The 23471-nt window shown below is 26.3% G+C and carries 31 protein-coding genes and 1 tRNA gene; 14 read left to right on the forward strand and 18 right to left on the reverse strand.

Features of this window, described 5'->3' with window-relative positions:
- The first annotated feature begins 48 nt into the window (after positions 1-48).
- The 8 genes from ACFEL5_RS03445 (at position 49) to ACFEL5_RS03480 (ending at position 5055) form a co-directional block, all read left to right on the forward strand.
- The gene (locus tag ACFEL5_RS03445) at positions 49-204 is read left to right on the forward strand and encodes a hypothetical protein (protein ID WP_375315695.1); all 156 of its coding nucleotides are present in this window, start codon (positions 49-51) and stop codon (positions 202-204) included.
- Complete coding sequence (locus ACFEL5_RS03450; protein ID WP_375315696.1) at positions 176-1264, forward strand: permease; 1089 nt, start codon at positions 176-178, stop codon at positions 1262-1264. Before ACFEL5_RS03445 ends, ACFEL5_RS03450 begins: the two co-directional genes overlap by 29 nt.
- Before the next feature lie 43 nt (positions 1265-1307).
- Positions 1308-1466, forward strand: a complete 159-nt coding sequence (locus tag ACFEL5_RS03455; RefSeq protein ID WP_375315438.1) for a hypothetical protein — start codon at positions 1308-1310, stop codon at positions 1464-1466.
- A 519-nt stretch (positions 1467-1985) separates the two neighbouring features.
- The gene (locus ACFEL5_RS03460; protein ID WP_375315697.1) at positions 1986-2378 is read left to right on the forward strand and encodes an ATP-binding cassette domain-containing protein; all 393 of its coding nucleotides are present in this window, start codon (positions 1986-1988) and stop codon (positions 2376-2378) included.
- A 76-nt stretch (positions 2379-2454) separates the two neighbouring features.
- Positions 2455-3399, forward strand: coding sequence for an IS30 family transposase (locus ACFEL5_RS03465; protein ID WP_338966716.1), 945 nt, complete (start codon positions 2455-2457; stop codon positions 3397-3399).
- A 56-nt stretch (positions 3400-3455) separates the two neighbouring features.
- Positions 3456-3671, forward strand: a complete 216-nt coding sequence (locus ACFEL5_RS03470) for a transposase (RefSeq protein WP_375315393.1) — start codon at positions 3456-3458, stop codon at positions 3669-3671.
- Positions 3672-3690: 19 nt separating this feature from the next.
- Complete coding sequence (locus tag ACFEL5_RS03475; RefSeq protein ID WP_375315698.1) at positions 3691-4407, forward strand: IS30 family transposase; 717 nt, start codon at positions 3691-3693, stop codon at positions 4405-4407.
- Positions 4408-5055: an IS30 family transposase gene (locus tag ACFEL5_RS03480; protein ID WP_375315699.1), complete on the forward strand. Its 648-nt coding sequence runs from the start codon at positions 4408-4410 to the stop codon at positions 5053-5055. It abuts the gene before it with no gap.
- 64 nt (positions 5056-5119) lie between these two features.
- Here the strand turns inward: ACFEL5_RS03480 and ACFEL5_RS03485 are convergent, their stop codons facing one another.
- From ACFEL5_RS03485 to ACFEL5_RS03555, 15 genes are all read right to left on the reverse strand, one after another.
- On the reverse strand, positions 5120-5482 hold the full coding sequence (locus ACFEL5_RS03485; protein ID WP_375315700.1) for a hypothetical protein: 363 nt from the start codon (positions 5480-5482) through the stop codon (positions 5120-5122).
- Positions 5483-5625: 143 nt separating this feature from the next.
- Positions 5626-6006, reverse strand: a complete 381-nt coding sequence (locus tag ACFEL5_RS03490) for a cell division protein SepF (protein ID WP_338967147.1) — start codon at positions 6004-6006, stop codon at positions 5626-5628.
- On the reverse strand, positions 6006-7190 hold the full coding sequence (ftsZ, locus tag ACFEL5_RS03495; RefSeq protein WP_375315701.1) for a cell division protein FtsZ: 1185 nt from the start codon (positions 7188-7190) through the stop codon (positions 6006-6008). The genes ACFEL5_RS03490 and ftsZ overlap by 1 nt, the downstream gene beginning before the upstream one ends.
- A 42-nt stretch (positions 7191-7232) precedes the next feature.
- Positions 7233-8465: a hypothetical protein gene (locus ACFEL5_RS03500; protein WP_375315764.1), complete on the reverse strand. Its 1233-nt coding sequence runs from the start codon at positions 8463-8465 to the stop codon at positions 7233-7235.
- Positions 8466-8479: 14 nt separating this feature from the next.
- The gene (rsmH, locus tag ACFEL5_RS03505) at positions 8480-9409 is read right to left on the reverse strand and encodes a 16S rRNA (cytosine(1402)-N(4))-methyltransferase RsmH (protein ID WP_342189440.1); all 930 of its coding nucleotides are present in this window, start codon (positions 9407-9409) and stop codon (positions 8480-8482) included.
- Positions 9409-9849, reverse strand: a complete 441-nt coding sequence (gene mraZ / locus ACFEL5_RS03510) for a division/cell wall cluster transcriptional repressor MraZ (RefSeq protein ID WP_342189441.1) — start codon at positions 9847-9849, stop codon at positions 9409-9411. The genes rsmH and mraZ overlap by 1 nt, the downstream gene beginning before the upstream one ends.
- Before the next feature lie 153 nt (positions 9850-10002).
- Positions 10003-10182 carry a 50S ribosomal protein L32 gene (gene rpmF / locus ACFEL5_RS03515; protein WP_338967155.1) on the reverse strand — a complete coding sequence of 60 codons (180 nt, stop codon included), beginning with the start codon at positions 10180-10182 and terminating at the stop codon, positions 10003-10005.
- A complete protein-coding gene (locus ACFEL5_RS03520) occupies positions 10182-10694 on the reverse strand; it encodes a hypothetical protein (protein ID WP_342189442.1) in 513 nt (170 codons plus the stop codon). The genes rpmF and ACFEL5_RS03520 overlap by 1 nt, the downstream gene beginning before the upstream one ends.
- A complete protein-coding gene (locus tag ACFEL5_RS03525; protein WP_375315702.1) occupies positions 10663-12252 on the reverse strand; it encodes an MATE family efflux transporter in 1590 nt (529 codons plus the stop codon). The genes ACFEL5_RS03520 and ACFEL5_RS03525 overlap by 32 nt, the downstream gene beginning before the upstream one ends.
- 30 nt (positions 12253-12282) lie before the next feature.
- On the reverse strand, positions 12283-14694 hold the full coding sequence (gene pheT / locus ACFEL5_RS03530; RefSeq protein ID WP_375315703.1) for a phenylalanine--tRNA ligase subunit beta: 2412 nt from the start codon (positions 14692-14694) through the stop codon (positions 12283-12285).
- Between the two features lie 18 nt (positions 14695-14712).
- Entirely contained in the window at positions 14713-15750 is a 1038-nt protein-coding gene (gene pheS, locus ACFEL5_RS03535) for a phenylalanine--tRNA ligase subunit alpha (protein ID WP_342189445.1), read from the reverse strand.
- Positions 15751-15906: 156 nt separating this feature from the next.
- Positions 15907-17331 (reverse strand): MFS transporter, encoded by a 1425-nt coding sequence (locus tag ACFEL5_RS03540; protein ID WP_342277894.1) that lies wholly within the window; start codon positions 17329-17331, stop codon positions 15907-15909.
- Positions 17332-17371: 40 nt separating this feature from the next.
- Positions 17372-18451: an NAD(P)/FAD-dependent oxidoreductase gene (locus ACFEL5_RS03545; RefSeq protein WP_338967166.1), complete on the reverse strand. Its 1080-nt coding sequence runs from the start codon at positions 18449-18451 to the stop codon at positions 17372-17374.
- A 266-nt stretch (positions 18452-18717) separates the two neighbouring features.
- Entirely contained in the window at positions 18718-19464 is a 747-nt protein-coding gene (locus tag ACFEL5_RS03550) for a TrmH family RNA methyltransferase (protein WP_338967169.1), read from the reverse strand.
- 24 nt (positions 19465-19488) lie between these two features.
- Positions 19489-19571, reverse strand: a tRNA-Leu gene (locus ACFEL5_RS03555).
- A 375-nt stretch (positions 19572-19946) separates the two neighbouring features.
- Here ACFEL5_RS03555 and ACFEL5_RS03560 point away from each other — a divergent pair.
- Positions 19947-20246, forward strand: a complete 300-nt coding sequence (locus ACFEL5_RS03560; RefSeq protein ID WP_338966992.1) for a hypothetical protein — start codon at positions 19947-19949, stop codon at positions 20244-20246.
- Between the two features lie 133 nt (positions 20247-20379).
- Positions 20380-20715, forward strand: a complete 336-nt coding sequence (locus tag ACFEL5_RS03565; protein WP_375315704.1) for a hypothetical protein — start codon at positions 20380-20382, stop codon at positions 20713-20715.
- Positions 20716-20727: 12 nt separating this feature from the next.
- On the opposite strand, the gene ACFEL5_RS03570 is transcribed toward ACFEL5_RS03565, so the two are convergent.
- Together ACFEL5_RS03570 and ACFEL5_RS03575 are read right to left on the reverse strand one after the other, a co-directional pair.
- Positions 20728-21135 (reverse strand): IS30 family transposase, encoded by a 408-nt coding sequence (locus ACFEL5_RS03570; RefSeq protein WP_375315705.1) that lies wholly within the window; start codon positions 21133-21135, stop codon positions 20728-20730.
- Positions 21074-21688 (reverse strand): IS30 family transposase, encoded by a 615-nt coding sequence (locus tag ACFEL5_RS03575; protein ID WP_375315706.1) that lies wholly within the window; start codon positions 21686-21688, stop codon positions 21074-21076. Before ACFEL5_RS03575 ends, ACFEL5_RS03570 begins: the two co-directional genes overlap by 62 nt.
- 58 nt (positions 21689-21746) lie before the next feature.
- On the opposite strand from ACFEL5_RS03575, the gene ACFEL5_RS03580 reads away from it, so the two are divergent.
- A complete protein-coding gene (locus ACFEL5_RS03580) occupies positions 21747-22313 on the forward strand; it encodes a rolling circle replication-associated protein (protein WP_375315707.1) in 567 nt (188 codons plus the stop codon).
- A 149-nt stretch (positions 22314-22462) separates the two neighbouring features.
- Here the strand turns inward: ACFEL5_RS03580 and ACFEL5_RS03585 are convergent, their stop codons facing one another.
- Entirely contained in the window at positions 22463-22591 is a 129-nt protein-coding gene (locus ACFEL5_RS03585) for a hypothetical protein (RefSeq protein ID WP_375315708.1), read from the reverse strand.
- Positions 22592-22643: 52 nt separating this feature from the next.
- On the opposite strand from ACFEL5_RS03585, the gene ACFEL5_RS03590 reads away from it, so the two are divergent.
- From ACFEL5_RS03590 to ACFEL5_RS03600, 3 genes are all read left to right on the forward strand, one after another.
- Positions 22644-22838, forward strand: a complete 195-nt coding sequence (locus tag ACFEL5_RS03590; protein ID WP_375315709.1) for a hypothetical protein — start codon at positions 22644-22646, stop codon at positions 22836-22838.
- A 13-nt stretch (positions 22839-22851) separates the two neighbouring features.
- Positions 22852-23064, forward strand: a complete 213-nt coding sequence (locus ACFEL5_RS03595) for a hypothetical protein (RefSeq protein ID WP_215825617.1) — start codon at positions 22852-22854, stop codon at positions 23062-23064.
- A gap of 164 nt (positions 23065-23228) precedes the next feature.
- A complete protein-coding gene (locus ACFEL5_RS03600) occupies positions 23229-23459 on the forward strand; it encodes a hypothetical protein (RefSeq protein WP_375315653.1) in 231 nt (76 codons plus the stop codon).
- Positions 23460-23471: the final 12 nt, after the last annotated feature.

Consider the following 23471-nt stretch of genomic DNA (forward strand, 5'->3'; position numbering starts at 1 on the left):
CTTATGTTAAGATAAATTTATAAGTTTATATTTGAGAGGAGTAAGAAAATGACAAAACTAAAAAATTCATCTTTTGTGAGAGTTTTTCATAGTTTTGGCAGTAAAAAAATATGAGCTATTGCTATTTTAGCAATGGCAGATGTATTATCAATGACATTGCCTTTTTATTTAAAAAATGTTTTTTTTAAAGTTATTAATTGTTAGTGGTTTAGCAATGATTGGTGGCGTTGGTTTTTGATATGGAGCAATTCCATTTATGCAAGGTATCGAAGAAGCAATTTTTAGTCAGTTAGTAGCGATATTTGTTATTTGAGGATTAGCAACAGGATTTATTTTTTGGTCAGCATTATGAAAGTTATTGTCACAACAAGCAGCCGACAAGCAACAAGGAACAGTTAATGGTTTATTAGGCAGTATTAATGGTTTGTTTGGTGCTTTAATTGTTGGTTTTTCTTATGCGATTTATTTTATTTTAAAAGCAACAAGTTTAGATAATTGAGCATTTCCAGCTTTATGTTGAGTTTTATCAGCAACAGCTTTAATTGTTTGTGTTTTAACAATGTTATTTGTTGAAGAAAAGCAAAAAACGAAAGCTTTTGCTTTTAAGTGAGATGAATTACGACTGATTATTGGTAATATTAAGGTGTGGTTAGTAACACTATTAATTTTAGGTGTTTATATGTTTCAATCAGGTTTAAGCGTTTTTATTAATTACTTAGAAAATAGTTTAAAAGTTGCTAGTGTAGTAACATTTATTTTAGGAATTGTTAGAACTTATCTCTCACGGTTTGCTGTATCTTCATTTGCAGGAAATATTGCTGATCGCTGAGTGAAGTATATTCTCTTTATTACTTTGGGACTAGTAATAAATAGTTGTTTAATTTTGATTGCTATTATTACACCTGGGTTTGGAACAACAATTAATAATTTTGGAGCTGCTGGAAAAATTACAATTCAAATTATTGTTTCGGCGATGTTTATTCTTTTAGGAATAACTTGTTGATGTTTAGTAACTAATCGTTGAGCAGTAATTAATGAATTAAATATTCCAGAAAAGAATTATGGTTTAATGGTAGCATTTATTTCTTTAATTTCTTTTTCTCCTGATGCTTGATTTTGACATATTGCTTCTGTTGTTTATAAGCGTTATGAAATCGTTGAGATTGTTAATGGTAAAGAAGAAAAATTTTCTAGCCAAACGGGATATCAAATTGTCTTAACAATGATTCTTGTTGTTTCATTAGACTTGGTACATAACCTTTAATTTTATCTACTATTTTGATAATTATTTTTTAGATGAAATACAAATGTTAGATAAATACAAAGATAAAAATGAATTTTATAGTTTAGTCGGCATAAAATGTTATAGTTATGTACCAAGTCTATTATTAGCAGTATTAGCGGGATGCATATTATTATTTTTAAAAAGAAAAGATAATAAGCGCTTAAAAATATCAGCTAGTTAATGAAATCAATATTAAATTAATATTAAGTCGCTTTTAAATTTAAAAGCGACTTTTTGTTGCAAATAAACGAAAGTTATTTCATAATAGACTTGGTACATAACCTTTAATTTTATCTACTATTTTGATAATTATTTTTTAGATGAAATACAAATGTTAGATAAATACAAAGATAAAAATGAATTTTATAGTTTAGTCGGCATAAAATGTTATAGTTATGTACCAAGTCTAATGAGTAAAAGTTAAATATTAGATTTTATTTGTGTTATATTTTAATTAAGAGAACATTTGAAAGGAAGGTTATTAAAATGCTAAAGGCATTATTAGTATTTTTAATATCAGGATTTGCTTTTTCTAGTTTAGAAAATAAAACACGATTTTAAATTTAATATTTTTAATTAGTGCTGAAATGAAAGACCTATGATAATTGAAACCATTTATTTTTAGCAATTGGAGGCTATGATGGCATATTAGCCAAAGAAATTGATAAACTTGTTAATCAATAAGAAAGGAAAATAAATTGTGAAGTTAAGTTTTTGAAAGAAGCAAGATCAACTAGATATCAATTTTAATAATGATTTTGCCATTGAAGTTAATAATTTATCTAAGAAAATAAAAGGTAAAGTTATTTTGGATAATTTAAGTTTTAATATTAAAAAAGGAATTATTTTTGGATTATTAGGACATAATGGTGCGGGAAAAACGACTCTCATTAAATTAATTGTTGGTGTTATTAATAAAAATTCAGGAAAAATTAAAATTATGGGAAATGATACTAAGCGAACTAATAATTGTGATATTAGTTATTTACCAGAGCAATTTAATTTTAATTCTAAAATAAAAGTAAATGAATATCTTTTAGGATTAACTAATTTTAATAAAAGCTGAATTATACTTGTAAGTGCAAGTAAATAAAATTGCAAAAGATTTCATATAAAAATTTCATGATGCTAAGTTTATTTTAGAAAAAGTAAATTTAAGGAGTTTTTATATGGGATACAAACATCTTGGCATAGATGAAAGAATTTATATTGAGAATCAATTGAAATTTAAAGTAAAAATTAGTGAAATAGCTAAAAATCTTAATCGAAGTATTAGTACTATTAATCGAGAAGTTAATAGAAATAAAGATAATAATCATTATTTTTCATTAATTGCACAAAATAAAGCAGAAAATAGAAAACAATTACATGTTTATTTTCATAAATTTAAAAATAGAGAATTAGTAAAATATGTACAACAAAAATTATTATTAGGTTGATCGCCTGAACAAATTTATGGCAGAATTAAAAATTTTCATCAAGAATGAATTATTAGTTTTAAAACAATTTACAATTGAATTTATTCTGGATTACTTGAAAAGGTTACTAGTAAAAATTTAAGAAGAAAAGGTAAGAAACGAAAATCTCAAGAAAATCGGGGTAAATTTAATGGTAAATCCATTAAAGAACGAAATGTTAATAATCGCATAACTCTTGGCCATTGAGAAGGTGATACTGTAGTATCATCACGAGGTAAAAGTAAATCATGTTTAATAACTTTAGTTGAAAGAACATCAAGATTTACTTTAGCAATATTAGTTGAAAATAGAACTACTAAAGTTATTAACAAAAATATTAGTCATTATTTATCAATTCTTCCAAATAATCTTGTTAAGACTATAACATTTGATAGGGGTAAAGAATTTGCTAATTGACAACAACTTGAAAAAAATTTAAATGTGAAAATTTATTTTGCTGATGCATATTCACCTTGACAAAGAGGTACTAATGAAAATACTAATGGTTTAATTAGAGAAAAATTTCCTAAAAAATTTAATTTTTCAAACACTACTAAAAATGCAGTTCATAAATTTATATTGTCTTTAAACCAAAGACCAAGAAAAATACTAAATTATCTTTCGCCAATCGAATATTTGGTTAGAAAAATAATTTAGTTGCACTTAACTTTACAATTTGGCCTAATTGACAACAACTTGAAAAAAATTTAAATGTGAAAATTTATTTTGCTGATGCATATTCACCTTGACAAAGAGGTACTAATGAAAATACTAATGGTTTAATTAGAGAAAAATTTCCTAAAAAATTTAATTTTTCAAACACTACTAAAAATGCAGTTCATAAATTTATATTGTCTTTAAACCAAAGACCAAGAAAAATACTAAATTATCTTTCGCCAATCGAATATTTGGTTAGAAAAATAATTTAGTTGCACTTAACTTTACAATTTGGCAGTAAAATATGTACAACAAAAATTATTATTAGGTTGATCGCCTGAACAAATTTATGGCAGAATTAAAAATTTTCATCAAGAATGAATTATTAGTTTTAAAACAATTTACAATTGAATTTATTCTGGATTACTTGAAAAGGTTACTAGTAAAAATTTAAGAAGAAAAGGTAAGAAACGAAAATCTCAAGAAAATCGGGGTAAATTTAATGGTAAATCCATTGAAGAACGAAATGTTAATAATCGCATAACTCTTGGCCATTGAGAAGGTGATACTGTAGTATCATCACGAGGTAAAAGTAAATCATGTTTAATAACTTTAGTTGAAAGAACATCAAGATTTACTTTAGCAATATTAGTTGAAAATAGAACTACTAAAGTTATTAACAAAAATATTAGTCATTATTTATCAATTCTTCCAAATAATCTTGTTAAGACTATAACATTTGATAGGGGTAAAGAATTTGCTAATTGACAACAACTTGAAAAAAATTTAAATGTGAAAATTTATTTTGCTGATGCATATTCACCTTGACAAAGAGGTACTAATGAAAATACTAATGGTTTAATTAGAGAAAAATTTCCTAAAAAATTTAATTTTTCAAACACTACTAAAAATGCAGTTCATAAATTTATATTGTCTTTAAACCAAAGACCAAGAAAAATACTAAATTATCTTTCGCCAATCGAATATTTGGTTAGAAAAATAATTTAGTTGCACTTAACTTTACAATTTGGCATTAGTTTTAAAACAATTTACAATTGAATTTATTCTGGATTACTTGAAAAGGTTACTAGTAAAAATTTAAGAAGAAAAGGTAAGAAACGAAAATCTCAAGAAAATCGGGGTAAATTTAATGGTAAATCCATTAAAGAACGAAATGTTAATAATCGCATAACTCTTGGCCATTGAGAAGGTGATACTGTAGTATCATCACGAGGTAAAAGTAAATCATGTTTAATAACTTTAGTTGAAAGAACATCAAGATTTACTTTAGCAATATTAGTTGAAAATAGAACTACTAAAGTTATTAACAAAAATATTAGTCATTATTTATCAATTCTTCCAAATAATCTTGTTAAGACTATAACATTTGATAGGGGTAAAGAATTTGCTAATTGACAACAACTTGAAAAAAATTTAAATGTGAAAATTTATTTTGCTGATGCATATTCACCTTGACAAAGAGGTACTAATGAAAATACTAATGGTTTAATTAGAGAAAAATTTCCTAAAAAATTTAATTTTTCAAACACTACTAAAAATGCAGTTCATAAATTTATATTGTCTTTAAACCAAAGACCAAGAAAAATACTAAATTATCTTTCGCCAATCGAATATTTGGTTAGAAAAATAATTTAGTTGCACTTAACTTTACAATTTGGCACTTTAATATTAATCAATTATGCAATAAAAATTGTTAAAATTATGAATTATTTTTAACTAATTGTAAAGATGCCTCTAAATCTTGAAAAACGCGATGCGATTCATTAGCATTTACTAAAAATGTTTGTTGATGTTTTTCTAAAAAGTTATCAATTAATTTTAAAACCATCACCGGATCAGTTTGTTTACTTTCTAAATCTAACCATAATTGTTCTAATTCAATTTTAAAGTTATAAGCAATATTAATGGCTTTAGCAATAATAACATTAGCATTTTGATTAGCATTATTAATAATTTCATTTTGTTTAATATGCAAATTTCTTTGCAAATCATTAATATATTTTTCTAAAGTATAAATTCGTTGTTTTAAAATATTATTTTCTTGTTTTAATTTATCAATCACCATTTGTTTCTCATTCAATATATAATCTCTGGAATAATTCATATTCATCACCTATTAAAATCATAACATAAAAAATAGACACCAATTATGTCTATTAAATATTTATTTTACATAAAAATCTCTGATCGCTAAAATAATAACTATTAAAAATTTTCATTACTAATAAAAACATAAGCACAAGCATCAATTTTTTGAGCTTTACCTTGCAAAGTATAAATAACACCACCTAAAAACTCTAAAGTGCGTTTGCGATCAATTGGTGATAAATTTGCAACATTAACAATTAAATTTTCACCAGCAACTAAACGGTCTGCTAAAGCAACAACTTGAGCATAAGCTTCTAATTCATATTCTAATAATGGTTTTGTTAAATTCTCATCAACTGCTAATGACTGCACAGTAGGACTTAAATCATTATCTTGAAGCCTCATTGTTGAATGTAACTGTGACAATACTGGATTAGATTGACTGTCATCATTTTGAACCAATATTGCTGATTTTTTTTGTCTTCTTTTGAACATCATTATCGCCCTCTTAAAAATGGTGGTAAATCATCATCATTACTTAATTCCTCTTGTAAACCATCTGGTGATGGTTTAAAATTACCAACTCTTTGCGGTTTATAAATAACACTTCGTTCTTGCAACTGATCATCTTCATAACCAAAATTAGACAAATTTTCTGCTCCTACGGGGCGAAATCTTTTTAATCGGGCTTCTTCAATAACCTGAGGATTAGCTTTCTCAATTTGTCTTTCATCAAAACCAGTAGCAATAACCGTAACAATCATCTCATCATCGAGATGTTCGTTCACAGCAACACCAAAAATAATATTTACTTCACTACCAGCAGCTTGACGAACAATATCAACAGCATCATTAGCATCAAATAATGACATAGTATTACCACCTGTAACATTCACAATCGCATTTTGAGCTCCTTTAATTGATGCTTCCAATAATGGTGAAGAAATCGCTTTATTAGCAGCTTCAATAGCTTTATTTTCACCAGTGCCAATACCAATACCAAATAAAGCACTACCTTTACTTTCAATGACTGTTTTAACATCAGCAAAATCTAAATTAATTAACGCGGGAACAGCAATTAAATCAGTAATTGTTTGTACTCCTTGTCGTAAAATATTATCAGTTTCATTAAATGATTCTGTTAAAGGCACACCACCAATTACTTGCAATAACTTATCATTAGAAATAATTATTAATGAATCAACATGCTTTCTTAATTCTTCAATACCTTGAACAGCATAAGAACTTCTTAAACGACCTTCAAAAGTAAATGGTCTTGTAACAATAGCAATTGTTAAAGCACCCAAATCTTTAGCAATTCGGGCAATAATTGGTGCCGCTCCCGTACCAGTTCCACCACCCATCCCAGCGGCAATAAAAACCATATCAGAATTTTCTAACATCTTTTTAATTTCCGGTTCAGTTTCAATTGCTGCTTGCTTACCAATTTCTGGATTAGCACCTGCTCCTAAACCTTTAGTTAATTGTTTGCCTAAAATAATCTTTTCACGAGCTTTAGAAACGCTTAATACTTGAGCATCAGTATTTGCAACAATGAAATCAACACCTTGAACTCCTGCCTCGATCATGCGATTAACAGCATTGTTTCCAGCTCCACCAACACCAATTACTTTAATATGAGCTACTTGATCATATTGTTCTAGTTGAGTATCATTATTCATTTCTCTTCATCTCCTCTTTATGAATTAAACCGGCAAATATTACTAATACTTATGAACATAATCTAACTTATGATTCTTAGGTATGTTCGGATATTGTGGTTCTCTACTTATTCTATCAATTGAAAATACTTTTTCAATAGTATTTTTGTTTAATAAGTGTTGATAATAAACATTACCAATAAGTCCTGACCAAATTTCATCATTAGCACCAATAATATTAGAATTATAAAACCGTAATGATGCTAAATTACTATTTTTATTAATATAATTAACAAAACCAGCAATCTTCATTACTTCACCCAAAAACACAATTGGCAAATTTCTCGCTTTCAAAATATGTGCCAAATGCTCCGTAATTTTAATTAAAACTGCCTCAACACGACTAATAATAATATTTTTTAATGTTTGATGACTATACTCCAAATATTTCTTTTTCTCATAATCATATTTAGAGTAAATAATCTTATTATCCAAAAAATTATTATCAATATTAATAATTTTATGTAAATAGTCTTCAGCAACATCTCATGGACATTGCAAAGCATATTGTAAATCAGCAATAAGATTTTTAAACCCATAATCAATAATATTTAAATCATACAGTGTTTCTTTAGCAAAAATACTTACTTGCGTATTATCATAATTTCAATCAATAATAATTGCTCCCTCTTGTAATTCTTTGCGAGAAACTGTTGCTCAAGCATGACAAAAAGGCATTAAAACTAAAGATAACAACTCTAACTTACTATAATTTATTGCTTCTAAATGTGAATTATAAACTTCTTTTTTAATTGTATAGACTAACGAATTAACCGCAACACTTGTTGCTAACTCATCAATTGGCGGGTATGGTAGCCTTTTCTGCCCATTAACAATAAATTTATATGGTCGTGTCAAACAAATAACTTCATCATTAGCAAGAGAAATATTTTTACTCATTGCAATCAAATTACTAATATCTTCATTAGTAATCCGATGTTGTTTGCGATTAATTTCAATTATTGCTTGTCCCTGACGAATAGTTAAACCATTACTTACTAAATTCAAAGCCACGCGTTTAATTTGAATTGCTAATTGCAAATTAGCCTTTTTAACCATCATATTAATAAGTTTACCGACAATTTTAGGTTCTAATACAACACCATTATCACAAAAATTACCATTTTGCATATGATTAAACAAAACATTAAACTGTGATTTATGATAACTAAAAACCATAAATTTAATGCGTTTAGTATCTATTTCAATAACTGCATAAAGCTCTTGATTAATCACTAACAATACCTTCCTTAAATTTTTCTGATTGCCCTTAATTTAGCACTACGAGCACGAGAATTTTCTTGAATTTCTTGCTCACAAGGCGAAACAGCTTTTTTAGTTAATAATTCAAAACTAGGGTCCCATTTGATTGAGATTGGTAATTTAGATAATAATGGATCAAATTTAGGAACTACTTGTTCTTTAAATAATGTTTTAACAATCCGATCTTCCAAAGAATGAAAACTAATAACCACAAGCACCCCTTTTGATTTTAATAGTTGCAAAGATTGCTTTAACGAAACTCGCAAACTATCTAATTCATCATTAACGGCAATTCTTAATGCTTGAAATGTCTTTCTGGCTGGATGTTTAGCCTTTTTTAAAATTTTCATTGGTAAGGCACTCTTAACAATATCAACAAGTTGTAATGTTGTTATAATTTTACTATTTTCACGATATTTTACAATAGCACGAGCTATTGTTCTTGCAAACTTTTCTTCACCATAAATTCATAAAATATTAACAATATCTTCAAAACTTCAATTATTAACAATAACTTCTGCCGATAGCGTTTGATTTTGATCCATTCGCATATCTAAAGGACCATCTTGATGATAACTAAATCCTCGCTCTGCTTCATCTAATTGTGGTGATGATACTCCTAAATCATAAATAATACCATCAACTTGTAAAATATTTCTTAATTGTAATTCTTTCTTTAAATGACGAAAATTAGTGGCAATAATTTCATAATTATGAAATTTATTTAATATTACTTTAGCATCAACAATTGCTTGTTTATCTTGTTCTAAACAATATAATTTTCCAGTTGTTAACTTTTCTAAAATTTTCTCACTATGTCCTGCCCTTCCTAAAGTACAATCCACATAAATACCATCAGATTTAATATTTAATAAGTCTATGGTTTCTGACAATAAAACTGGTTTATGTTTTAACATTAATTTTTCTCCTCAATATTCATTATTAAATTTTGAGCAGATTGTTCTAAATTATTTTCAGCATTTACTAAATAATTTTCTCAGGCCTTAATGTCTCAAATTTCTATTTTATTAGCAAGTCCAATAATCATAACTTCTTTCTTAATATTAGCTAATATTAATAAATTTGCCGGAAGATTAATTCTTCCAACTTTATCAATATTAAGTTCTAAAGAATTAGCAAAAATTTGTCGTTGTAAGATACGACTATCCTTTAAACCTTCTGAACTTAATAAAATTTGCTCTTGTCATTTAATAAACACATCATACGCTCTTAATACTAAACAACCATCAAAGCCTTTAGAAATGACTACTTGTTCACCTAGTTTACTACGAAAGCGTGTCGGAACTATAATTCTGCCTTTATCATCAAGACTATGTTTAAATTGTCCTAACAGCATATTATAACCCACTTTCTCCCACTAGTAAACACATTATATTCCTAATTAACAAGTTTTTCAATAAAATTTAACACAATTTATTAAAAATTTTAAAAAAAGCACTGCTATTATAAGCAATGCTCTTTTTTTATCATTTGAAATTAAATACAAATTTTACTCACCAATTTTAACTGCTTCTTTGCCTTTGTAATAACCACATTCTTTACAAACACGATGGGGCTTAATATTTGCACCACAATTAGTACAACTAACTAATGTTGGATGTCATAACTTAAAATGTGTTCTTCTTTTCGCTTTTCTTGTTTTTGATATACGTCGAAACGGAACTGCCATTATTTATCCTCCTTAATACTTTCTAATTTCAATTTTTTTAAGGGCATTCAACGACTATCTTGTTCTAAAGAATTATAAACTTCTTTTTCAGTAATAAATTGTCATTTTTTACCTTTCTTACATATTTTAACATCTTTTACTGTTAAATTGATAGGAGTTATTGCAAATATTTCATCTCACAAATACTTATCTAAATAAAATATTTTTTCATTAATATAGTTTAAATTACAATTAAAGTAATCAAAACCATACTCATCCTTTCAATTTCATTCATTAGTTCAACTAAAAGGTTGTAAACTTAAAGCACACAATAATGTTATCCTTACTGTCACTTGCACATCAATAATTAATGAATTAACTTGTGAGTTATAAATTATTGTCCCTTTAAGATGCGCATAATTAACTTCTTTAATATGACTATTACTAGCTCTTATCACTTCGGGATTAATGGTAATAACATTATCCAAATTAATAACTGGATTATTTTTTAAATAACTTTGTGAATATTCCACTACTCTTCCTCACTTTTTTTGCACTATTTAATTTTAAATAAGAACGATATTTTTTTCAAGTCATAATTAATATTGGGATTGATATCAAAGCTGAAATTGGTGCTACCAAACCTAAAAATAAAAAATAATAATGAGCATTTTTAGTTACCAAAGCAACGAAATAACCAATAATAATACAAGGTATAAAAACAATTATTGAACGAAGCGCCGAAAAAAATAATGACATCTTAGGACGACTAATTGATTGATAAAAAATAATCCCAACATATGGCACAACAACTGTTGGATAAACTAAATAACTTAACAAGAAATATCACCGATAAGTCGTATCAACATTAGAAATAAATAGACTTAACATTTCATTACCAAAAATACCAATAATTAATTCGGTAATTATTAATATTAAAAATTGCACTAAAATTATCCTTTTAAGAATATCCCAAATCCTTTGATAATCTTTAGCACCATAAGAATAAGATAATAATGCCCTTCCGCCTTGACTAACACCAATTAAAGGAGAATCAGTTAACGCAATTCATGGCGCAATCCCAGCAAATAATTGCACAACTCATGGAACAGTAAAACCCGGCCGAGGTAATTCACTACTTAACATTGAAACAAAAAAATTAGATAGTGCTGATGTCACAGCAACTGAAATATTAATAAATAATGGTGTCATTCCGATAGCAATAATATTATATAAAATCGTTTTTTCAATTTTCAAATCTTCTCAATAAATTTTTAACTTTGATTTCGGATCTAAATAGATAACTAATAATGCAAAAATAATATTTCAAAGTCACGAAATAACTGTCGCAATCGCTGCCCCTTCTAATCCTAATTTACCATAAACCATTAATACAATATCTAAAACAACATTAACAATTACTGAAGTAAAAATAATAATTGTTGCTCAAAAACCTTGACCTTCAGATCTTAATAAATTAATTAAAAAATTACTTAGTAATACAAAAAATAAAAAGAAAATAAACCACTTCGTATAACCAACTGCCAACTGCAAAGTAATTTTATATACTTCAGGATTTGTCATTTGCGAATTTTTTGATTGCAAAGCAATTAGCGGTTCATTAGTAAATACTAAAATTGGTGTTAAAACAATAGCAACAATAATCATTAAAGAAATTCCATTACCAATAGTTCGCGATATTAATGGATTATTTCTTTCCCCATAAGCAATACCAAACCTTGTTGATGTCCCAATAGCAATAAATAAACTAAAAGCTGTCAATAAACCAATTGTTGAAGAAGAATATTGGGTTGCAACATTAATAATATTTCGAGCTAACATTTGCAAATTATTTTGTTTAATTAAAGGATTATTTTCTAAAAATGTACTAATAACATAACTATCAGCAAATTGTAATGCTAAAAACTTATCAATCAAATTATATGTTGACATAATAATCATAATTATAACGGTTGGCAAGCACATAAAAAATATTGCTTTTCAAGGATTATAATTACGAATTACTATTTCTCTTTTTGTTAATTGTAATTCATCATCATTTTTAAAATTATCATTAATTATTGTTTTCATTTTTATACCTTTCTAGTTAATAAATAACGATTAACGCACCATAACTTTTAAATCTTTCATTGCTTTTAAAAATAAATCATACTGCTCTTTTAAATCTTCATCAGTAAGTTGTTTTCTTGCATCATTAAAAAATAATCGTAAAGTTCAAGATTTTTTATCTTGACCAAGTTTATCAACATTTTCATACTCATTAATAAGTTGCAAATCAACTAACCTATTACTAATATTTAACAATGGCTTAATAATACTATCATAGTTTGTATCTTTATTAACTAAAAGCGACAAATCAAATCAAGAAAACATATTTCTAATAATTGTCTGATATTTAATATCGCCTTTAAAAAGTTCATTAATTAATGTCATATTTAATGAAATAATAAAATTATCATCTTTAAAATCTAATTCTTGTTGAATTTTTGGATGCACTTTACCAATTATCGCAATTTGCTGATTTTTTATTACAACATTAGCTTGTAAATGCGGATGCAAATCATCGTATGTTGAAGGAACATACTGAATATCTTGATCATTAAAGTTTAATTTCCGCAATATTCCTTGCAATAATCCCTTAGTATTAATGAAATCAACAGTAATTGCTTGTGATAAATAAGGAATATCCATTCATTTACCTTGCAATAAAATTGATAATTGTTGATGATGAAATTTTAAATCATCATAAATATCTTCATAACTATAAATTTTAATATCATTAATTTTTCGGAAATTATTATATTGGGCTATCGTTAACAACGAATTTACTAAATTAGTTCTTAAATACTGATGATTTAACGACATTGGTTGTAATACCTTAACAGGTTTTGTAACATTAAAAAAATTAAAACGATTTAAATTAATACTTGACTCTAAATTATAAGTTTTTGTTTCAAAAATATTTTGATTTAATAAATAACTAATAATTGTTTCTAAAATATATTTACTTCAATTTTTTTCTTTAGTTAATGGTATAAATAATGGCATTATATTAGGAATATTGTTATAACCATATCTACGAGCAATTTCCTCACTAATATCAGCCTCATTCATAATATCAAGACGATACTTAGGGACAGTAATTACTAAATCATCATTAATACCCGATTCCGAAATTAAAAACCCTAACGGTTTTAAAAATTCAATAATATCTTTTTTTGTTAAATCACTAATGCCTAAAATACTTTTCTGAATTTTTAATGATGTTTTTATCGTTACATTTTTTATCGCTAACACTTTATTATTAATTATTGGTGATACTTGTTTAATAACTACAATTGATGTTAATAACTCTAAAAACCTTTGGATAGCAATTTCTAAATTATGCCCATTTGATGGTTTTGACCATCGTAATAAATTATTAGCATTAAGTAATGATAAATATCTTTTCTTTTGCTCATACATCTGCTTCTCATTTAAATGTAATGCTAAAACTACAAATTGTTTAGTTGCATTAATAATTTCATATTTCTTGTTAGTCATAACACCTAACACTTCAATAATATCATCACCAGCAATGACAAAATCTTGTAAAGATATCTCTTGGTCATTAACTTTCGTTTCTGCCATCGCTTTTTGAATTGATATTTCACTATTAATTTTTGAAAAATCATAACCTACTAATGGTTGTCCGGTTTCTCAAGAAACATAATTTAGTAAATCTTGAATTAAATTATTTGGACGAATATTAGCATAACAAAGTCTTGAAAATAATCACTTTGGCGTAACGACACTACTATCAATTAACACCGTAACATTTTTCATCGCTTTAACAAGATTATTATCAATTTTAATATCTAATGATAACTTATCATTAACTAAATTTCCTAAATGAGAAAAATCATCAGTTATTAACGATTTTAAAGGCAATTTAAAGAATGCTGCTATCTCGCGAGCTAATTCATAAGCACTTAAACAGTCACTACGATTATAGGTCAAATTAATAACAAAAGCAGTATCATTTTCAAAAATATAACTTAAAGGATTAGTATTACCTAATGGATAATTAACATCCTCAGGAAATAAATAAACCCCAACAGCATCTTGATTAGCTAAAACTTCCTTAGGGATTCCTAATTCTTGTAACGAACAAATCATTCCTAATGAAGGCTTATTAGCAATCATTCTTTCTTCAATAATCATGCCATTGGCTAAATGAGCACCAATTTTAGCAAAAATAACAAAACGATTTTCTTCAACATTATTAGCACCACAAACAACAGGAATCGGTAACTCTTCATTAATATCAACCATACAATACGATAACTTATCAAAATTAGCAAGTTTAACTTTTGATAATACTTTCCCAATAACAATATTAGTATTTAAAGTATCAAAACTAAAAACTCTTTCAACTTCAAAACCACTATCATTTAATGCTTGTTCAATATCTTCATTACTAATATTTTTTAAATCAACATATTCATTTAAAAATTTACGGGTAAAAATCATATATACGCTCCTATTATTCTAAAAATTTCTAAATTGCTTTAAAAAACGATAATCATTCTTATAAAAATGACGAATATCTTCAATACCATATTTTAACATTGCAATCCGCTCAATACCAATACCAAAAGCAAAACCTTGTAAAGAAGCAACAAGATTATTTTTAATAAAAACATTCGGACTAATCATTCCAGCACCTAAAATTTCTAATCACCCTGTATGTTTACAAATACTACATCCAATACCAGCACACTTAGTACAACTTACATCCACCTCAACTGATGGTTCCGTAAAAGGAAAATAACTGGGGCGCAAGCGCATTTTACTTTCTTCGTTAAATAAGCGTTTAATTAAATAATTTAAAGTTCATTTCAAGTTAGCAAAGGAAATATTTGGTGCAACTAAAAAACCATCAATTTGCATAAACTGATGACTATGCGTAGCATCATCATCATCACGACGATAAACATTACCAATAGAAACAATAGCTAACGGTAAAGAAGCATCTTTATATTTTTCTAAATAACGAGCCGTAACATTAGTACAATGTGTTCTTAACAAATAATTACTATCTAAATAAAATGAATCTTGCATCTCACGAGCTGGATGATTTTTAGCTAAATTTAACCTTTCAAAGTTATATTCATCAGTATCTACTTCCTGTCCTTGCACAATTTCATACCCTAACTGTTCAAAAATTTCACTAATCTCACAAATAATTAAATTTAAAGGATGACGATTAGCAATCAAAAAACTATTCACTGGTAAACTAACATCAATTGTTTCTGATTTTAATTCTAATGCCAAATTTTTTTCCTTTAAAAATTTTTCTTGAGTTTCAAATAAACTAATTATTTCCTTTTTAAAAACATTAATCATCCTTCCTAAAGCAATTCTTGCTTCATTTTTTAAATTATGCATTGTTCCTAACAAAGTAGCTAATTGCGATTTTTTACCTAAATATTTTATTTTTAAAGTTTGTAAAAGGTCTAAATCTTGACATTCATTAACTTCCTTTTTTGCTTGCACTAATAATTCCTGTAATTGTTGTTCTGTCATTTACTTCACCCTACTATCATATAATAACTTGTTTAATTATAACAAATTCTATGTAAACCCTAATAAAAAAAGAAATTATATTTTAAATATAATTTCTTTTTTTATCTTTCTTTTATCACAAGTAAATATTAAATCTAATTATAATAACTATAAATTCTATTCATTTTCATTATCGTGATACGATTTATTTCATACTAATGATAATAATATACAAGCACTTACACCACAAACTATTAAAAATATAAAGGTTGCATCCCAACGATTGCTTAAACTTTGTAATCCCGAACCAATAACAACTTTAGATATCACAGCATCACCAAAATAACCAAATATCCCCGTAAAACCAGCAGCTGTCGCTACAACTCTTTTATTTGATAAATCCATCGCTTGCATCCCAATAAACGCAACTGGACCATAAATACAAAAACCAGCAATTCCCATAAAGAGAGCAATTTGTCAAATACTTTGATATTGAGCTTGTCATAAACCAACAATTGATAATGTCGTAATAGCAATTGCTGCTATCATAATCGGTGTTAATCTTCCTTTAAATAATGTTTTAGCAGTAAATCCCATTAATATCGTTCCTGGAACTGCCATTCATTCAAAAATACTTCATAATCATTTACCTTGATTTTTAACATCAAAATTATGCTGTTCTTTAAAGAAAGTTAATGTTCAATCAGAAACACCATTTCTTAATACATATATAAATAAATTAGCAAAAGCAATAATTCACAAATTTTTATTTAATAAAACATATTTTTTAAAATAATAAAATCAAGTTTTTTCAACAAGCTTATTTTTATTACCATTAGCACTAACAAATTTTTTAACTTCAATATCTAATTTTTCAGGGTAATACTTTTTATAATGTTCTTCAACTGATAACAAACCTAAACTTTCTGGGCGGTCTTTCATAAATATACAAATTAATATTCCCCCAACTAAAGCAATAGCACTAGGCAAAATAAAGTAACCTGCAATACCAATATATTCTTCTAATAATGAATGCGATATTATAATTATTATCGCAATTATTGCTGTTCCAAAATTATGCGATGTATTCCAGAAAGTCATCCGCATTTGTTTTTCTTTCGGAATAAACCAATTAGTCATACTTCTAGCGCTAGCCGGTCATCCCATTCCTTGAAATCAACCAATTAAAGCCATTGAACTCATCATTAATACAATATTAGTAATATTAATACCAACCGTTCATCCCATTACAAAATTCATTAATGATGACAAAATTAAACCGATTCCTAAGAATCAGCGCGCATTACTACGATCACCAACAGAACCCATTACAAATTTAGAAACTCCATAACTAAGTCCCATTGCCATACCAACTAATGAATAAATATCTTTCGTCATTAAACCATTATTAATTAAATCACTTCCAGCAACACTTCATTGTCTTCTAATAAAATAATATAATATATATGATATTATTGCTATTCAAAATACTCGCTCTTGATGAGATTTAAAATATTTTTTAATTAAAAAATCTTCAGTTAATTGTTCTTTTGCTTTTGCTGGTTTCATAAACGCAAACATTTTTGCAAATCAAATTTTCATATTTTTTATTACCATCCTTAATAATCTTTATTAATTTTTATTAATTTTTATTTTTTAATTCTTTTTCTTGAATCATATTAACAACATATTTAGCAATCGCCGGACTTGCACTTAAACCAGGACTAGATATACCAACAACATTAATTCATTTTTCAGAACCCCATTCAATATGAAAATCATTTTTTGCTTCAATTGACCTTGAACCAGCAAACATACTCGTAATGTTAAAATTTAAATCAGGTTTTATTTTTTTCCCTGTTGCAATTAATTCCTGAATAGTTTCTGTTTTTAAAACAATTGTATTGTGATTATGATAATCATTATGATTTTCTGCTGTTGGACCAATAATTATTTTATTATCAAAGCTTGGAGCAACTAATATCCCCTTTCCTAAACTAGTTGGTGGTAAAAAATATATCACATCAATATTATCTTCATTTTCACAAACTAAATACTGACCTTTTCTTAATGACAAACTAAAGTTTTTTGTTTCTTCAATATTAAACTGAGCCCCATGACCAGCACAATTAATAATTAAATCAAAATCAGATGGGATAACATCTTTATGACCATCAAAAAATAATTTAGTTGTTAATGCCACAAAACTACAATTTTTAATAATTTTAATGCGATCATTATTTTCTCATTGTTTAAGCAATAGCGTTACATATTTCTTAACATTTAAAATATAAGAATCAACGCCTAATAAATATTTGCTAACATTTTTATTACTAGATGAATTTGCATTTAATGTTAACAAATTACTATTAATACCATTAACAATTCCTTGCTTTAAAAGCCGATCTAATATTTTAACATCATCTTCATTAAAACCCAATACTTGTGAAGGAGCATATTTTATAATCTCATTATTAGCTTTTTTATCCGCCAAATATCTTTTTTTTCAAATATTATGACCTTGCATTCCCAAAATTGCTTTTAAAGTTCCTGGTGTTGCGTCAAAACCCATATGAATAATATTTGAATTTAAAATTGATGTTTCGGAACAAACATCTTGATTTTTTTCAATAATTGTTATTTTATTATTAGATTGTGCTAATAATTCCTTTGCAAGTTCAAGACCAACAATTCCCGAACCAATAATTAATATTTTTTTCACCTTAACATTCCTTCTTTCCTTACTAACTAATTTAATATCTTAAAGCCAACTTTATTTTAATTTTAATACGCTATAAAGTGAAAAAAACTTTTTTCTTTGAAACATTATTTCATTATTAGTTTTTTATTTTAAAATTTTTATTTTTTTAATTAAACATTTAATTTATATATCGTGGTAGCAATAACAACCATATGCTATCTTCTTAACCATTTTTATTTAATAAGTTCCTCTCTAAGACATAAAAAAATGCAACTAAAAAAGTTACATTAATTTTGATTCATTATTTCATAAAGACTAATAGTTAAAGCATTAGCAACATTCAAAGATTCTACTCCATTTGATGTTGGAATATAAAAATTATCATCAATCAATGGTCATAAATGAGGATTTATTCCTTTACCCTCATTACCAAATAATAATGCTACTTGACTATTAAATTTTACATCTCGCAAACGATTATTAGCTTCTTTAAATACTGTACCATAAACTTTAAAACCTTTATCTTTTACACTAGCAATAATAAGTTCCAAATTAGTTTTAATAATATTTAAATGAAATATCGCCCCCATTGAAGTCCGAATTACTTTATCATTATAAATATCAACACTATCATTACTAATATATAATGTTTGAACATTAAAGGCAACACAACTACGAATGATGTTTCCTAAATTAGTCGGATCTTGAATCTTATCTAACATGACAACTAAATTTTTATCAACTTCATAGTTATCTAAAAAACTACAAACACCAATAATTGGTTGTGGGTTAACAGTTGTAGATATTTTTTTAATAATTTGCTCATTAACAACAATTATATTACTAAAATCTTCTATTTTATTAGCAATATCTTGTGTTGTTAAAATCATTAATAACTTATTTTGTTTCTTAGCCTCTTCAATTAAGTGAAACCCTTCAATAAGAAACTGTTCCTTTTCTTTACGATACTTGCTCTCTTTTAACTTGACTAAATCCTTAATTAATGAATTATCTATTGAATTAATTATTTTCATAACAAAAATTCTTTCTAAAATTAATGGTGCCCAAGATCGGACTCGAACCGATACGGATTAACCGATGGTTTTTGAGACCATTGTGTCTACCATTCCACCACTTGGACCTTATTTTTTTAATTATATAGTATTTTACTAAAAAATCAATATTTTCCCCAAGAAAATCTGTAGAAACCATATACATATGACAAGATTTTGTTTTCTACAAACTTTTAGGGGGTGTTTTCTTTTGGCAGTAATATTTTGTATTGAATGCGACAGCGAAAGCTATGTCATTGGTAATAAAAATACAGTTGGAATCTGTAATTCTTGCGATTAAAAGGGTTTTTAAATTTTGAAAGGAAAGATAAATTATAAAATATGTCGCTGGTGTTTACATCTATTTAGTGATAAACGATATTTGCATGTTGCTTGTGAGAAAAAATTTATTAATCATATTAAAAAAATTTTAAAAAATAAAAGTAAAAGGAATTTAGATAATAATGTTTAAAGTTAAATTAGTTAGTATAAAAAGAAAAATATTTAAAAATAAAGATGGCTCTATGATGTCAGGTTATTCTGCCGAATTTTTGCGTTATGAAAATGACTTATTTGAGCCTACCGGCGAACAAAAGGCTTTATGAATTGATGATAACAATCTAGAACAACAAGAAATTTATAAACTGTTAAAAGAAAACGTTAAATCATTTTTTAGTTGCGAATTAACTTTTGAAAAAACCCCCAAAATAGTTAACTTGCAAAAAATTGAATTATCAAAAAATCAAAAAAACTTGTCCAGTTAATTGATAATCACTTCGGTCTGCGAAGCGGTGCGGAAGGCGTATGCCCCGCCCGCTAGCGGGTTAGTCGGCGAAGCCGACTATTACTTGATTAAATAACACAACTGAACGAAAACCTAAAATAGGAGCAAAAAATATGAATTTACAAGCTCAGAATCCGACTGATTTTTATATGAAAACCATTTATTACGGTCAATACATTCGTAATGTTGTTATGCCCTTAGAACGCATTAAAGCAAATACTCGTAATGTTAGTGGTTTAAAGAATAAAGGCGAACGAGAAACTAAAATGTTAAATAGTAATGTTCGTGCTAAATGTAGTGCCGTTAGAAAGGCCTATCATAATTTTTCAGTTAAAGAACTTACATTTTTAACTTTAACTTATAAGTTAAATGAAACAGATGTTAAAAAATGTAAAAAAGAATTAAAAAAATTTTTTAGAAATATAAAATATTATTTTGCCAAATTGTAAAGTTAAGTGCAACTAAATTATTTTTCTAACCAAATATTCGATTGGCGAAAGATAATTTAGTATTTTTCTTGGTCTTTGGTTTAAAGACAATATAAATTTATGAACTGCATTTTTAGTAGTGTTTGAAAAATTAAATTTTTTAGGAAATTTTTCTCTAATTAAACCATTAGTATTTTCATTAGTACCTCTTTGTCAAGGTGAATATGCATCAGCAAAATAAATTTTCACATTTAAATTTTTTTCAAGTTGTTGTCAATTAGCAAATTCTTTACCCCTATCAAATGTTATAGTCTTAACAAGATTATTTGGAAGAATTGATAAATAATGACTAATATTTTTGTTAATAACTTTAGTAGTTCTATTTTCAACTAATATTGCTAAAGTAAATCTTGATGTTCTTTCAACTAAATGTTCTTTCAACTAAAGTTATTAAACATGATTTACTTTTACCTCGTGATGATACTACAGTATCACCTTCTCAATGGCCAAGAGTTATGCGATTATTAACATTTCGTTCTTTAATGGATTTACCATTAAATTTACCCCGATTTTCTTGAGATTTTCGTTTCTTACCTTTTCTTCTTAAATTTTTACTAGTAACCTTTTCAAGTAATCCAGAATAAATTCAATTGTAAATTGTTTTAAAACTAATAATTCATTCTTGATGAAAATTTTTAATTCTGCCATAAATTTGTTCAGGCGATCAACCTAATAATAATTTTTGTTGTACATATTTTACTAATTCTCTATTTTTAAATTTATGAAAATAAACATGTAATTGTTTTCTATTTTCTGCTTTATTTTGTGCAATTAATGAAAAATAATGATTATTATCTTTATTTCTATTAACTTCTCGATTAATAGTACTAATACTTCGATTAAGATTTTTAGCTATTTCACTAATTTTTACTTTAAATTTCAATTGATTCTCAATATAAATTCTTTCATCTATGCCAAGATGTTTGTATCCCATATAAAAACTCCTTAAATTTACTTTTTCTAAAATAAACTTAGCATCATGAAATTTTTATATGAAATCTTTTGCAATTTTATTTACTTGCACTTACAAGTATAATTCAGCTTTTAAAAAAAAGAATAAAGAAATTAAATATTTTTATACATATGAATATCAACAAAGAGGAGCGATACATTTTCATATTTTACTTGATAAAAAAATACCAAATAAATTAGTTCTTAAACACTGACCTTATGGGTTAAATAAAAATTTGGTTGTTAAACAAGATACTAACGAAGCGGTTGTTAAATACTGCTCTAAATATATTACTAAAAATGTCCTGAATGAAAAATCATTAAATCAGTATGACTTAAATATCAAGGCTTATCAATTCTCTTACAACTGTCAAAATCCTATTACTAGAAAACAAATATTTACCGATACTTTAAATAATATTGTTAATCGCACCATAAATTCTGAATTTGTAAAGTACCTAAAATCAGCAGTTAACAAGTTTAAAACTAAAATGTGTGGAGTAATTTATGAATTTAAAAATATCAATTATGTAGAATTTGAAAGTGAAAATTATGCTTCGTTAGAAAGTTTAAGGTTTAGAAACCAACTAAGAAAAATGAAACACTAGGAGTTAATAAGTATGTCTCGTAGTTATATTGTTATGCATTCACAGAGAAATTCAAAATTAATTAGGAAAAAATACAGTCGGGTTAAAGTTAATCGTGGTTTTAAAAATAATCACTATAAAACTTGGGGGTTTAAAAATGAAAATATGAGTTAATTTAAAAGATAAAAATTATCATAAATTATCATCGAGAATTTATATATTAGACTTGGTACATAACTATAACATTTTATGCCGACTAAACTATAAAATTCATTTTTATCTTTGTATTTATCTAACATTTGTATTTCATCTAAAAAATAATTATCAAAATAGTAGATAAAATTAAAGGTTATGTACCAAGTCTATTCTATTAATAAAAAAACTGGATTACAACAAAGATTTTGAGCGTGTAGAAATGAAATTTACTTAATTAGAACTGATTTAAATGGTAAAAAGTGAATTTGTGTTCGTGCTTGAATAAAGAAAAATAGTTATGATTGAGATATTCGTGCTTATGATTTGTATACTAAAAAATTAGAAAATTAAGGAGAAAAGAAAAATGAGTATTTTTGGACTAGTGTTTTTTACGATTTTAACATTATTACTAGCATATTATATTGCGGTTAATATTTATCGGTTTTTTAAAGATAAAAAGAAATATGGTAGTGAAGCAAAGCAGTTGCCAAAAGATTTTACTTATTCACAACGAATATTTATTGCAAAGTTTAAGCGAAATTTATTAGAACAAGATGAAAAAGAAATTAAAAAGTAGGTTTAGAAAATGTTTAAAAAAATAATTATTGAGTTAATTGAATTAATTTATCCAACTGCCGATTTACCACCCCAAGTTGTATTTTTGTTTTCAATTTTAATAATTGTAATGCTCTTCTCAGCCATTATTTTTCTGCTCTTTTGACCTTTTAAGCGGTAATTATTATGTTTTTACTTGCTTGAAAAGATTTAGATTGAGAAATGACAAAATTGTATTTTTGGGATTTATTTATTCAAATTAAAGTTATTCCGGCGTGAGTTTCTGGTAAAGAAATTGATTTAACCAAAGAACTACTTTGACTTTTAATAGCAAATATTGCGTTTTGAATGGTATTAGTAATTATTGTCTTATTTATGGTTATTTTATTTTATAAAGTTAAATCATATTTTGTTTAGAAAGGGGGTGAT

Source organism: Spiroplasma endosymbiont of Tipula paludosa, from assembly GCF_964264785.1.
Lineage (GTDB): Bacteria > Bacillota_I > Bacilli_A > Mycoplasmatales > Nriv7 > Nriv7.